Raw genomic sequence first — 13,457 nt, 5'->3', positions numbered from 1 at the left:
ATCTCATGTCCTCACTTCGTTTTTGGTGCTTTGCCTTCGCATAACTTTGATTTTTTCAGCCCAGATATACGAATCAGGCGTTCGTGGGTTATGCGCAGAATAGGAAATACGCACCTGATTTTTACGAGATATACGAAGCTGATGATCAGAGTGTAACTTGTTGTAATTCATCAGTCAAATGTATAGAGAAAATGTTGAGTAGTTATTGTAGAACAGCCTCGGACCATTACCGTCTAAATTAAGACAATTTAGGATGTCATCCATTAGACAATATACATTGGTAGTAACACTTGAAAAAGGTGGTTATTCAATGGCGAGTATTAACGAACTCATTAATGCCATAGTTCAGGTGCTACTTTCGAATATTTACGGAATTCTATGGAGAAGGCTTTCTTGGGTGGAAAGATCTAGTAGATAAAATTGTCGTCTCATAGTAAAATTGACCTAATACATGACGCAATGAAGGTCAATAATTTGTGGAGAGAGGAATAGTAATGTTAAGTAGCCAAACACCATCTCCTAGAGAACAACAAAGTATAATTCAATCATTATGCGAGATGAATCTTCAAAGTTATGATTGGCGCAGTTTAGCGCGTTCAATAAATCAAAATCCAGAGGACATTTTTGGGGAAGGACATAATAATCCGCAAAGGGCTGATGCCCTCGTTACATGCGCGGTGCGGTATGGGGTGAGTCTGGAGTTAGGTTTTGAAATAGAGAAGATGAGAAGCAAAAATGCTCAATTTGGTACTACGAATATAAGTAAACTGGATGCACATATTGCCATCCAACTTTCCAAATTATATTCAGTACTACTTGAAAAACTAGATGAAATAAATGCAATAGAAGAGCCAGCCGCGCCTAATTTATCGAAGGGAACGGTTGAAGATTTTACAGAATTTCATGATAAGTTGAAGAATAGAGCTAAATTTTCTCCAACAAATCAAGCTCTGGCAATCAGATCGAAGAATGATAATGGCGTTTTAAAAAGAAAGGCAAAGAAACTCGGTTTCGAAGATCATTTTGTTCTGTTAAGCGAAAAGGTTCAAAAATTCTATTCGAAACGTATTCTTGGAAGATTTCCTCCAGACGAATATAATGCAGACTACAGACTAAATGAATTAGTAAATGAGTTGTTTAATATTTTGCCTCAAGAATTTCAACAAAGGGAAGATATTGAAGATCAAATTTATGGTGTGATATTCGACACTACTTTTCAGTGCCTAATATTTAATGAGTGAGGGAAATTATGAGTGAACGTGATATTACGGCAGAAGGAGATTTACAAAACATCGAAGAAAACAGTGCCTTAAATGGAGTTTATTTATTGTCATTAATGAATTATTTGGGGAAATCAACTTTGGATCAGGTCGCAACAGCGATGTACTTGTTTAGATTCGTAAACGTTACAAGCGAATTGCTCACTTTTGAGGATAAGAAAGAGTTCCTGTCTTTAGTGCCCGAATGGGAGACCAACAATTTGGATACAATGCTTTCTGGTATTATATTTGAGAAGTATAATAGTCGATTCTTGAGTGGGCTTAAAGAATTATTATCGCGGGAATTGATTGTCTCAAATGAACATTACATAGCTCTTAAGGATGAAGTGAAGGAAGACGTTAAGAAACTGTTAATTGGTGAGCAATATAAAACGATTCTTCATAAATCGTACTTTATATCGAAGCTAATTAAAGAAGTGCCTTTGGATAGCTTAAATCGAAAAATTCATCAAATTATTGGGGGGGCATGAAATGATTAAATCATTATTTATTAATAGACTGCTTGTGCACCCTTCGGAAAAAGAAATAGATATAACTTTTAGAAAAGGTCTCAATATAATACTAGCTAAAGATATAGAAGATGTAAATATACAAACTAGGAATAGCGTGGGTAAAACTACATTTGTGGACTTAATTGATTATGGGTTGGGTAGAGAGTCTTTTCTTCCAGATGATAAGCAGAACGCCAAAATTCGTATGGAAAAGATGATGCTTTACCTAGAGTTTTCCATTGGTTCTCAAGAGTATACTGTTTTGAGAAGCGTAGTGAATAAGGAGAACATCACCTTATATAAAGACTGGATTACAGACGCCTTACTGGAAGGGGAAGAATTCCAGCATAAAGATTATGGCGTAAGAGAGTATTGTTCATTCCTTGAAGATGAGCTGTATCAGGGAAGAAATAAATATAATAAAAAGAAAATTATTTCATGGCGACAAATTGTACCTTTATTAATTAGAGATCAGGTTGGTGGGTTTCAGGAATTAACCAAGCCAGCAAACTATTATGAAAAAGCTCCAGTAAGGCGAAAAAGAATTGAGTTCTTAATAAATTTACTTACTCCAGAAAAAACAGACTTAGAGATTCGTCAAGTAGATGCATCAGAAACAGTAACTGAAAAGCAGAAAGCTTACAACGTAATTGCGAAATACGCTAAACATAAGCAAAAGCAATCTGATATCGAACTACACAGTCGAAAAATATCAATTGAAAATGAGATTTCTAAGAATAACAATGTTTTGATTCATTTTAAAGACCAATTAGTGAATATAAATAAAATAAAAGATGTGGAAAACGAGCGACGTGTAGGGTTGTTCAATGAACTTACACAAATCAAAAATAAGGTAATAACTTATCGTCATCGAATCAAAAATTATGAAGCAACGATCAATGAAATTCAAGGGGAGTTAGAGAAAATTGATATTGCTCAGTCTGCAATTCAATTTTTGAACCGCTATGATTATAAACAATGTCCAATGTGTCTACGTCCCTTTTCTAGCGATCAGGATGAGAAGTGTAAGCATTCTATTAATCAGGTGTCAGATAAGTCCGTTAATTTGATTAAAACCGTACTTAATAACGAGAAGAAGGAATTGCTTGAATCAACCTTGTCTCATCAAGAAGAAATAAAGTTACTTAATGAGCAGCGAAGAGAATTACAACAAATGATAGATGTCATTGACGCGAGCTTTAAAAAGGATGTAAACGAAATTCTTGAACAAATAGACGATAAAGAAGGGGTTATTGCTAACTATCGTAAAGAGCTTTTGGAGTTAAATAACTCATTAAATTTGAGTAGTGATGTAGAAATTTACTACGCTGATTGGCAGGAGGCAAAGCAAAAACTTACGGATATCAATAAATCTATTGCTACTATCCTGAAGGAAGTTGATCAAAGGTTATTATCCTTTCAAATAAAGGTAAATGAAGTGATAAAATTTTTGTTTTCTAATACCCGGGTTGGGTTGCTAAAAAGAAGCGAGAAAAAAGGTAATTTATCTTTGGAAATCAAGCATACAACTACAGATGGGATTGATGATGGCGCGGCATCTTTCCCACTTAGAGTAATTGCCTTTGATTTGGCATTACTTATGCTGGCGATTTCAGAGGATACAAATCATCCAAAATTTTTATTACATGATTCACCCAATGTGCATGATATTGACCCTAAAGTATACAGGCGGATATTTAGCTTCATTCTTCAATTAGAAAAGGATATTCTTGAGACAAACGATAGGGTAGATTTCCAATACTTAATAACAACCATTGACATTCCGGATGAGTTGAAAGACTCTGAGTATGTCCGTCTCACACTCGATAACTCAGGAGAGAGAGGGAAATTATTTGGGTTCACATATTAGTATTGAATTTAAAGATGAAAATAGACTAATAGAGTTTTTGAAAATTTCCTACACGGCTATAGAATTAATTAGTATTTGTCGTTCTTTGAATTTGGATAAAGATGATATAATAAATAAATTTTTATCGCATAAAGAAAATTGCAGCTATGTTGTGGATGCTATAAGGCAACATGGGTTATACAGCGATCTATTTACAATATTACAAACCAAGCAATTTCATAGAGATCGATTTTCAGAAGTATTTCCCGAATTTCAATCTATTGTAGTAAGTAACGAGAAAATTGATCAAATTCGATTGTTTACGTTTAAAAGTGGAGTGTCATCTTCAGATTATGCAGAATGGTTGAAAATTTCCAAAGAAAAGACGGTCTTGGTTTTAGGAAAAGACAGTCCAGAGGAATACATGCAACAGTTGAAAAATATATGTGAGATGTTACGACACCATGGGTATACACCTATTTTGATAAAGGAACAGCCCGAGATTCGAACTCTTTCAAATGAAGAAAAAATGTTAGCGTATGCTTCCATATCCAGATTTATTGTAATTGAGAAATCGTACCCTGCCGGTCAAATAGATGAAGCCAAAATATGTGCGTTCAATAGATTGCCATCAATCTGGCTTCAACAGGATGGTATGGGGGACACATGGATGCAAGGGGATTATGAAGTTGATTTTAAATTCATTCATGCTTTTTCATATAATCAAGCGAATCAACGTGAGGTTTTAGCAACTGCAATTAAATGGGTTGAGGATTTTTTAGAGTCTAAAAGTGAGTATCTTGATATGAAATACCCTTGGAGAAATTAACACATCGGAAGCAGTCCATTTAAGTAGCCCAACACATGTGGAGTCGGTCATATTGATGGTTTGAAAATGAGATGTGGCAGGTTCGCTTTAGTGTAATTTGTTCTATAGGAAAGAGGAGGGTGTGTATGACTCAATTAACTCATAAAAATGCGATGGAGCATAAATCCCGAGTTGCGTATGAATGGCTCTGCACTCCTTGGCAAGCAACAACTTTTGATCATGATACTGGTATTGACTTAATAGTTCAACCTTATGATGAAAAGCGAAAGGATAAAGACCAAAATATTCCTCCATTCGAAAGAAGATATTTGGTTCAATTAAAATCAACAGAGACCGAGGAGTTTAATCAAGTCTTAAACCAAGGATCATTAAAGATTGATGTCCAGCACCTAAAAAAATGGCGTGAACAGTTGGATCCAGTAATGATCGCTCGTTACTATATTAAGCATAATTGCTTCTACTTTACATGGATAGAAGAAGTGGAAATATATTATGAGCAAGTAACACAGACGATAACCCTTCCCTACCGCTTGGATGAAACAACTAAGGAACAAGTAAAAGAAAACATCCTTGAGTATCTGATTCCACCTGATATTAGCGAGTTGATTTATTACCCTATCGACAAATCTTCAGGATATTCATTCTTAAATATTGAAAAAGCCAGAAGTGGGCGACAAGTGGCACAGAAATTGAAAGAATTAATGCCGGAGGTTATAAGAAAAACGGAATTACATAGAGAGATCCAAGCAATAAAACACCAAATAGCAGAGGAGCCCAAAAACCTAATATTACGTATAGAACTTGTGAAATGTTATATTCGTTTGAGAAACATCAATGAAGCTTTAAGTGAATTGAATGTACTAGCCTATACTTTCTTATCATTAGAAGCTAGAATTATTTCCTCACTTCTAGATTCAGAAGAATATGGTATCTTGGACAGTTTGCATGAGTATTCTTTTGTTTATTACCTTCTTGCCGACGATGATGCGACCAGCAATAGTGTGAAAATTCAATTAGATAATACAGTTTATGATCTAGGACCATATCACCCTGCCGGAGTTATATTCCCGAAACAGGATTTTAAACATATTGATTTCATACTTTGGGAGCAGCCTGTTACCGATCGTAGACCCCTAGGCAATGGTATTGTAAGAACATATCCCCTTCGGTTGAGTTTTTCGTTTCAAGTTAAGTTGGGACTTGAAAGAAATGGATCTATTATTCCGCATTATAATCAAGTAGTAGCTAGAGATACTTATCGTCTAAACCAAATAACACATCCTAATGTCCATGAAGGGATTGTCCTAAATTTGAAAAAACAGAATGATACGTAATAATAAATTATCGCCGTATGAAATTAGGGAGACTTATCACAACAGGAACTATCAGAAGTAATCCAATTTATTGAACACATGTAGAGTGCGTAGTGGGGATATGTCGGGTCGATACATAGAAGTCTATAGTTTTATCAGTGGGAGAAATGCCTTTGGCATTTCTCCTTTGCACAGATCGAGGGACTAGAAAAATATGGTGTTGCGAGATACGATTAATGTATCGGTAGTTTTGGATTTAAAACGGTAGATATGACGAATGAATTGTAGCCTATATTTTCGATTGTCGAAAATACCTACTATAAAGACCACCCTTGAAATTGATGTGATCTATGTTATGTTATTTTATCAACGCTAGCAAAAGAGGTCTTTTGAAGTTTTGAAAAAAAGTAGTTAGTGGTAGAGATTGCAAGTCATTTGATGATCTGATACATCCATTTCAGAATATATGCTTGGGAATTAATTGAAGATACAAAGTAACCATATCAGATCAACTGAAAATAGGTGATGACAATGAACTTTTTGGTAATGGAGGATGAAGAGTACAGTTTTATTTGGGAGACGCTAAGCGAACTGCAAATGGTTTTTCATCCGAAGTATTCTCCCAAAGGGAATATTGATTATACATCATTATTGACGCTGAAAAATACTAAGAAAATTACTGTTATGCTGGATAGAAACTTACTGAGTAGCTTGTTAAGGCTCTCTCGTGATGGATGTCTCAAAGATGAAGAAGAAATGCGAACAGTTGCATTGTTAATGACTTGGATGATTATGAATAACTTCCCAGCAAGTGCGGGTCTCGCATTAAAAGAATATGCTACAAAAATCAATGACTCTGTAGAACCTAAAAGAGAATTACGTGAATTTAACAACATTTTTGATTATTATCCAAGCATGATATGGTTGCGTTTAGCTGAAGGGACTTTAAGTAGCATACCAGAGTGTTCTTTGCCTGTAGACCCTGTTATTACAAAACTTGAATACAATGAAGATGATGAGCATTTACTAATGCATATTGCAGAGATGCTTCATGTTGTATGGTTGTGTAGGAGACGAGATTTATCTCCAGTTGAAAAGATGTTGGATTTTTTGCACTGGAATTATAAATATCTGCTGATTTGCGAAAGTACTATTGCTTACGTCGCTATGCTTTTTACAAATCAATTGGGAGTTAGAGCACCCAAAAACTCAGGCAGCAATGACATTCAAAAGATTTTAGAAGGATGCAGAAATCAAGCATGGGATCTAAACTACCTCTCGAATTGGAGCAACTTTCATTATTACGAAGATAGCATGGAAGATATCTTTATGTTTGCAACAAATGATACTCAATTGAAAATGATTTTTATAAATACTTACGCTGCTGGTGGTGTTGGGGCATTAATTGAAACTGTATTCTCGAAGAAAGATTCTCAAAGAATTTTTGAGGTAATAAATAATAATCAAGGGAGCAAAAGATTAAGACCGGATTTTGGGACACACCCCAAAAAGTATTTTCACCAGTTAATTGAGCGAGAAAAGCAGCAAGTAACAGAAAAGTTGAAATAAAACTTGAATAATCAATAGGGGGATGATTCGAAGTCATGGACGAGTCTTTATGTATTATTTGTGGGACAGTTAAAAAGGGGACAGAGGAACATATTATTCCTAAGTCTCTTGGGAATGAGTCATTAAAAATTTATTGTGTTTGCAAAGAATGTAACAGTGGTCTGGGAGCAAATGTTGATAGCTATTTAGTTAATCATATGTTCACCCAAATCATTAGGCAGTCTCTTGGCTTAAAAGGGCAAAGTGGCGAAGTACCCAATCCATTTAAAAAGGGGTACGATAGAGAAGGAAACATTGTTCATGTGAACGGTGATTTTGTTCCAAGGACTCTACCAAGATTGGAACAAGTAGGTACAAAAGTAAGGATTACAGCACCATCACGTGAATTAGCGCTTACGATGCTAAGGAAGAAATTAAGTCGGCAGGGCTTTTCTGATGTTCAAATTGAGCAATATATAGAGCGTGAGAACATTATCAGAGAGGAAAATGTACATCATCCCGAGATAAGATACGATATGACAGTTGATTTGAATAAATTTTATTTGTCTGCCTTAAAGATTGCATATGAATATGGCTATCATAAACTTGGTAAATTATTTTACAACGATGAAACAGCACAATACATTAGAATGATTTTATTTAATGCAAGCAACGGTAACTTTGATTACACGTATGAAAAGGTCAGATTATTACCAAGTTTTATGACACATATCATAGAAAAGGCACAAGGAGTCAACTGTCACATGCTTTTTTTACATCAAGATACCGCGAATCAATTGATAGTTGATGTTATATTGTTTATGACACCAGTATTGTCATTCAGCGTTTGCATATCAAATAATGCTTTAAAATACAGAATCGGAAATGAGTTTATAACAGAGATAGTCCCCATACAGTAAAAATAAGCTAGTAAAAAGAATTGTATGATGAATGCCTCTGACTTGAAGAGGCATTTAGTTGGAATCATCTTAAACATTATTGAAATCATTGCAGATTATCAAAAATACCCAAAGGATACAACAAAAAATTCTCTTATTGTAAGCATCATCTTTGAATAAAAGAAATTCCTCAGTAAGGTTATGTGCCGTATGATTTCTGAATTGATATGCTACTACAAAACATGCAGCCTTTTTATTTAATAAATCCTGATCTGTATCTATTATAATGTTCAGCGTTCTTAATCTATCATTGGTATTTAAATTTTTAGTCTGATCTAAAAGGAGATTGTATCTTTGGTTAAATTCTGGATGTTTTTGAGTCAGTTCATTAAGGATACTCCTGAAATTTATAAGCTCTTTCCCTAATTTATATTTGGAATAGGTCTCCAAAGTCCATACCAGATTACCGAGAAACCGATTAACTTTTAAGCCTTTTATAATATTGTAGTTGTAAGAATATACTTTCCAGAAATCTTCCACAGATAGTACAAACTGCAACTTAAGTATGAGAGGCAGATCGTCTAGTAGTAATCTGACTTCTTTTACTTCAAATTTTTTGCCGAACAAAGTTTGATAACTAAAAGGTTTACCGAAGCTATCGTAACCTCCACAATTTAGGCATAGATGGTTACTAAAATTCCAAAACGGAGTTCCTTTTTTATCAATCATTTCGACCAAGAGTTGACCAATCTCCGCTTTATTCCGTTTGCTGTGCTCCTCATCTGCCTTAGCGAAATTATACATGCCTTGTTCAATGTCACCCAACTCATGATATAAAAAAGCAAGGTTGTAGAAGATTTCTGTGTAATCTAATGAGTCATGAAATTCTCTGAATTCGTTGTAATACATGCCTTTTTGATTTGATTCGTGCATGAACTGTTCATATGCTTTGATAGCCTGCAGTTGTTCTCCCTCTGTGCGTTGATAATTAGCATATTCATAAAGCACACACAGAACTTCTTTGTACTTCGTTCTATCTTTATGTAAATATATTTGTTTAATGTCATTTTCGATTGTTCTTAATAGATTGAAATGGATTGATTTTGGAAAACTTGTGGCTCCATTAAATTGCAAGCGTTGCTTTGCAAACTGATTATTAGTTGTATCTAATTCTCTTGTAAGAAAGGTATACATATCGACCCTCCATGAGACCATTTGATAATTTATTGTTTAGTGGCGCTAGCCAGTTGAAGTTCATATGATTATTTTATAATTCAAGTTAATGGATTACAAGGCACCTGTTAACGGTTTCTTTCGACCTCTACTACCGTAAAATTCTTAATAGTTCAGGAAAAAGAAAGGTAAGCGAAGTGAGCATATTTGTATCCACTTTGATTCTATAAGACATAAAGCAATTATATCAGAAGCCTCAATAGCTAAGGCCCATTTGGACAACACATAGTGTTACTTTAGCTTCAGTATTTAAATTGAATAACTTAATCTTATTTACTAAAAGATTGACAAACAACCTGTAGTTTCGATTACCTATGTAACTTTGGAGGGAGCCAATATGCAAGCTCAACATGTCTGTCTTGTTCTGTCTGCCATTTCAAAAAGGTGAAGTAGGGTGAGAAGGATTAAGTTATCCGCAAAAGAGTGACTCCATTTCAGGCGATGACTTGCATAAAGAAGTAGTAGTTTAGAAGTGTTAAACGAATAAGCCGAATAAAGATTATTCAAGAGAATGTCTTAAGTCAATGATCTTTTTTCTTATAGACACTATTCAAAAAGCCAGTTGCACTGAACTTTCAGTGCAACTGGCTTTTTGAATGTATGGACAATGTTGAGCCAGCAAAGTTATGCCTTTATAAATCAAAAAGGCGTTGTGGAAAAAGAAGCCAAAATCCTCGGTTCACAATCTTACAAATTATTTTTATCTATCCTACCCGATTTTACCCGAAAAATGAAACGGCTTATAGAGAGACAAAATCTCTCAAAACGGCTCTTTGAAAATAGAATACAAGTTTGTCCGGCACATTCCCCATGCAGCCTCGAAGGAAAGCCAATATGCTAGCGCGCCATGACCGTTTTGTTTCTGCCCGTTCGCTCAAGAAGCAGGGCAAGACGAGAGCGATTCCGTGATGCATAACGAAATGGTGGTTCCATTTACGGCGATGACCTGCATGGTGCGATTATGATACTTCCGTCCAGCCACAGCTTATCGCAATGGGGGCGGCCTGCAGCGATCCTGGAGGAAGCGCATGACTGCGCTTATGGAGACAGTCAACCGCTGTCCGCTGGATAAATTTTTTTATGTTTACAATTCATCCGACTATATGTGTTTTTGCATAAGTTACAGGTGGATTATTCTTTTATGAAAATTTCAGATCGCTCGCAGGTATGAAGCCTGCATGTGTACAGACGATTGTTGTTATTCTAAGTTTCTGGTGCAACGAAGAAAGCGGGTGCTTGATGGAAATTCAACACGCTATTACTTGTAGATGAAACTGCACTCTTTGAAATCGAATATCCAAGAGCTTATCCATTTCGGGTGCGCTCTTTTTATATAGATAACTATGAAAGGCCGGTGCTCGGATTCCTCGAAGCAACCGACCTTTTCTCTATTGAAAGGAGACTGAGCCACATGGCCAAGGTAATTGCTCTCGCCAATCAGAAAGGCGGCGTGGGCAAAACAACGACAGCGGTCAACCTCGGCATCGGGTTGGCGGCGGAAGGCAATCGGGTGCTGCTGCTGGATGCTGACGCGCAAGGAAATTTAACGGATTCGCTTGGTTTTCAAGAGCCGGACAACCTCCCGGTTTCGCTGGCGACAATGCTGCAAAAATGTATGGCAGAGGAAGCCTTTGACCCACAGGAGGGTATTTTGCAGCATCACGAAGGAATTGACCTGATGCCGGGCAACATCGAACTGTCTGCCGTTGAAGTGGCGCTCGTCAATACGATGAGCCGGGAAACGATACTACGCGGGTATGTTGATTCGGTAAAAGAGAACTATGATTACATCCTGATCGACTGTATGCCAAGCATGGGCATGATGACGATCAATGCTTTGGCAGCGGCAGATAGTGTCATCATTCCTGTTCAGGCGCATTATTTGCCAGCAAAAGGCATGACACAGTTATTGCAGACGGTTGCCCGCGTTCGCCGCCAGATCAATAAGAAGCTGGTAGTAGAGGGTGTGCTGCTTACGATGGTGGACAGCCGCACCAATTTTGCCAAAGATATCTCGTTCATCCTTCGCCGCGATTATGGGGACAAGCTGCGTGTGTTTCAAACAGAAATTCCTCTCTCTATCCGCGCGGCGGAAACCAGCGCACGCGGAAAAAGCATTTATGCGCACGATCCGAACGGACAAGTTGCCAAGGCATACGCTTCATTAACGAGGGAGGTGCAGGATATTGGCAGCGAAAGAAGACCGGCGCGCCAGCATAAAGCTGACCACAGTCGATGATTTGTTTACAACGGAAGAAACCCGGAATGCAGCGCAAAAGGAACAGATCAAGGAAATTCCTCTGGCAGAGATTAGTGATTTCCTCGATCATCCTTTTAAAGTTAGGGCGGACGATGCAATGCTGGAGATGACAGAAAGCGTAAAGCAATACGGGGTGCTGGTTCCTGTGCTGGTACGTCCCAAAACGGATGGCGGTTATGAAATGGTCGCCGGGCATCGGCGTAAAAAGGCAAGTGAAATGGCAGGAATGGAATCCATTCCGTGCCTTGTTCGAGAGTTGGACGACGATCAGGCGACCATTATTATGGTAGACAGTAATTTGCAACGGGAGCATGTGTCTCCGAGTGAAAAGGCGTTTGCTTATAGGATGAAGCTGGAAGCCATGAAAAGGCAAGGTCAACGGAGTGATCTGACTTCCGCCCAAGTTGGGCGGAAGTTAGGCGGCAAGGAGTCAAGAGAACTGCTGGCCGAACAAGTTGGAGAAAGTAAAAATCAAATCTCACGCTATATCCGCCTGACCGAGCTCATTCCTCCCATTCTTGAAATGGTCGATGACAAGGAAATGGCATTTGGCCCCGCAGTTGAAATCTCTTACTTGGCCGAGAAAGAGCAGCAAGCCCTGCTGGAAACGATGCAGGCCGAGGACTGTACGCCCTCACTGGCGCAAGCGCAGCGTATGAAAAAGCTTAATCAGGATGGCAAGCTGAATGTTGATGTTATCTTTGCTATTTTGACCGAGGAAAAGCCCAATCAGAAGGAGAAGCTGACGATCCGTAAGGAGCGTATTGAAAAGTTCTTTCCGCAAGAATTTACCGAGCAGCAAAAGGAAGACCTGCTCGTGCAATTATTGGAAAACTGGTACCGCAGGAAACAGCGGGAACGGGAACACGAGCGTTAATTCACCCTTTCTTCTCTCTCAGATGGAGAGATTTTTTTATGCCCATTTTTGCAGAAAGGAGCAGTCCGATGGATTTTACCGAAGGAAGACGGCGTCAGTATGAGCAACTTATGAAGGAAAAGCCGGGTTTCACGCAGAGTTGTCCGTCAGAGGAGGAGGAACGGCCGATTAGGAAGCAGGTAAAAGGGACGGTAACCAAGCCGAAGCAGACTAATCGCAAAAGGTGTCGGGAGGATTGACGATGGAGCAGGAGAAACGAATGGCTGGCGACTATGAGGTCTATCAGGCGTTGCCCATTGGCAGGGTCGAGGTTATTTTGGGCATCGACACGACGAACAGCGAGAAGCCCTATCTGGTCTGCTATTGTGATCAGAATAATTTGTTTGGCATTGATCAGTATTATGGCGCAGAAGGATTCGCGGACTATCTGGACGCGATGCAGGAGTTTGGCAAGTTATTGCAGTGGGAAATTGAGAAGCTTCAGACCGAGCGTTCTGCCATTCCAGAAACAATGCCCCAGATTCAAACTGACCATTGCCTGCCCATCAAAAGCGAGGATGATCTTAGTGGCAGGATTGTCGTAATTCGACCGGAAAGACTGCGTCCGGAATTTCGCACAGCAGATCATCAATTGGTTTGGGTAACGGGGGGCTTCGGCGCATCGGGAAATTCACGCGGAAGGGCCGTTTTCGCAATGAGGCTCTATTCAGGTGACGAATGCCGCTATAATCGGGAAGACCTGCTGGGCTTTCTAAAACCGGAGCATACACCAGCCTGGGCAGTAGATAAGCTAGCGCTTCATCAGGCGGAGAAGCAACAAAAGCCTAAGTCGCAGGACGCCCGCTAAACAAAACGGGAATCATTTCGATTGAAGGAAG

General features: G+C 38.3%; 12 protein-coding genes. 11 read left to right on the top strand and 1 reads right to left on the bottom strand.

The features are described from left to right. Positions 1-494 precede the first annotated feature (494 nt). From KQJ23_RS10255 to KQJ23_RS10225, 7 genes are all read left to right on the top strand, one after another. Positions 495-1,241 (top strand): hypothetical protein, encoded by a 747-nt coding sequence (locus KQJ23_RS10255; RefSeq protein WP_216478729.1) that lies wholly within the window; start codon positions 495-497, stop codon positions 1,239-1,241. Between the two features lie 8 nt (positions 1,242-1,249). Continuing rightward, positions 1,250-1,750: a hypothetical protein gene (locus tag KQJ23_RS10250; RefSeq protein ID WP_216478728.1), complete on the top strand. Its 501-nt coding sequence runs from the start codon at positions 1,250-1,252 to the stop codon at positions 1,748-1,750. A 1-nt stretch (position 1,751) separates the two neighbouring features. Further along, the gene (locus KQJ23_RS10245; RefSeq protein ID WP_216478727.1) at positions 1,752-3,641 is read left to right on the top strand and encodes a DUF2326 domain-containing protein; all 1,890 of its coding nucleotides are present in this window, start codon (positions 1,752-1,754) and stop codon (positions 3,639-3,641) included. Next, a complete protein-coding gene (locus KQJ23_RS10240; protein ID WP_216478726.1) occupies positions 3,625-4,449 on the top strand; it encodes a hypothetical protein in 825 nt (274 codons plus the stop codon). The genes KQJ23_RS10245 and KQJ23_RS10240 overlap by 17 nt, the downstream gene beginning before the upstream one ends. Positions 4,450-4,574: 125 nt before the next feature. Continuing rightward, the gene (locus tag KQJ23_RS10235) at positions 4,575-5,783 is read left to right on the top strand and encodes a DUF4365 domain-containing protein (protein WP_216478725.1); all 1,209 of its coding nucleotides are present in this window, start codon (positions 4,575-4,577) and stop codon (positions 5,781-5,783) included. A 525-nt stretch (positions 5,784-6,308) separates the two neighbouring features. Next, positions 6,309-7,331, top strand: coding sequence for a hypothetical protein (locus tag KQJ23_RS10230; RefSeq protein ID WP_216478724.1), 1,023 nt, complete (start codon positions 6,309-6,311; stop codon positions 7,329-7,331). Between the two features lie 35 nt (positions 7,332-7,366). After that, complete coding sequence (locus KQJ23_RS10225; protein ID WP_216478723.1) at positions 7,367-8,230, top strand: HNH endonuclease; 864 nt, start codon at positions 7,367-7,369, stop codon at positions 8,228-8,230. Positions 8,231-8,299: 69 nt separating this feature from the next. Here the strand turns inward: KQJ23_RS10225 and KQJ23_RS10220 are convergent, their stop codons facing one another. Then, positions 8,300-9,403, bottom strand: coding sequence for a hypothetical protein (locus tag KQJ23_RS10220; RefSeq protein WP_216478722.1), 1,104 nt, complete (start codon positions 9,401-9,403; stop codon positions 8,300-8,302). A 1,450-nt stretch (positions 9,404-10,853) separates the two neighbouring features. Here KQJ23_RS10220 and KQJ23_RS10215 point away from each other — a divergent pair. The 4 genes from KQJ23_RS10215 (at position 10,854) to KQJ23_RS10200 (ending at position 13,426) form a co-directional block, all read left to right on the top strand. Continuing rightward, positions 10,854-11,681, top strand: coding sequence for a ParA family protein (locus tag KQJ23_RS10215; RefSeq protein ID WP_216478721.1), 828 nt, complete (start codon positions 10,854-10,856; stop codon positions 11,679-11,681). Further along, positions 11,629-12,579: a ParB/RepB/Spo0J family partition protein gene (locus KQJ23_RS10210; protein ID WP_216478720.1), complete on the top strand. Its 951-nt coding sequence runs from the start codon at positions 11,629-11,631 to the stop codon at positions 12,577-12,579. The genes KQJ23_RS10215 and KQJ23_RS10210 overlap by 53 nt, the downstream gene beginning before the upstream one ends. Before the next feature lie 68 nt (positions 12,580-12,647). Continuing rightward, positions 12,648-12,818 (top strand): hypothetical protein, encoded by a 171-nt coding sequence (locus tag KQJ23_RS10205; RefSeq protein WP_216478719.1) that lies wholly within the window; start codon positions 12,648-12,650, stop codon positions 12,816-12,818. Further along, positions 12,815-13,426 (top strand): hypothetical protein, encoded by a 612-nt coding sequence (locus KQJ23_RS10200; RefSeq protein WP_216478718.1) that lies wholly within the window; start codon positions 12,815-12,817, stop codon positions 13,424-13,426. Before KQJ23_RS10205 ends, KQJ23_RS10200 begins: the two co-directional genes overlap by 4 nt. The last annotated feature ends 31 nt before the right edge of the window (positions 13,427-13,457 follow it).

Source organism: Paenibacillus brevis, from assembly GCF_018919145.1.
Lineage (GTDB): Bacteria > Bacillota > Bacilli > Paenibacillales > Paenibacillaceae > Fontibacillus > Fontibacillus brevis.
This window is presented reverse-complemented; position numbering and strand designations above follow the sequence as displayed.

Bases quoted from the DNA above. Each gene is read 5' to 3' on its own strand.
- KQJ23_RS10255 (WP_216478729.1), top strand. From the start codon at position 495: ATGTTAAGTAGCCAAACACCATCTCCTAGAGAACAACAAAGTATAATT.
- KQJ23_RS10250 (WP_216478728.1), top strand. From the start codon at position 1,250: ATGAGTGAACGTGATATTACGGCAGAAGGAGATTTACAAAACATCGAA.
- KQJ23_RS10245 (WP_216478727.1), top strand. From the start codon at position 1,752: ATGATTAAATCATTATTTATTAATAGACTGCTTGTGCACCCTTCGGAA.
- KQJ23_RS10235 (WP_216478725.1), top strand. From the start codon at position 4,575: ATGACTCAATTAACTCATAAAAATGCGATGGAGCATAAATCCCGAGTT.
- KQJ23_RS10230 (WP_216478724.1), top strand. From the start codon at position 6,309: ATGGAGGATGAAGAGTACAGTTTTATTTGGGAGACGCTAAGCGAACTG.
- KQJ23_RS10225 (WP_216478723.1), top strand. From the start codon at position 7,367: ATGGACGAGTCTTTATGTATTATTTGTGGGACAGTTAAAAAGGGGACA.
- KQJ23_RS10220 (WP_216478722.1), bottom strand. From the start codon at position 9,403: ATGTATACCTTTCTTACAAGAGAATTAGATACAACTAATAATCAGTTT.
- KQJ23_RS10215 (WP_216478721.1), top strand. From the start codon at position 10,854: ATGGCCAAGGTAATTGCTCTCGCCAATCAGAAAGGCGGCGTGGGCAAA.
- KQJ23_RS10205 (WP_216478719.1), top strand. From the start codon at position 12,648: ATGGATTTTACCGAAGGAAGACGGCGTCAGTATGAGCAACTTATGAAG.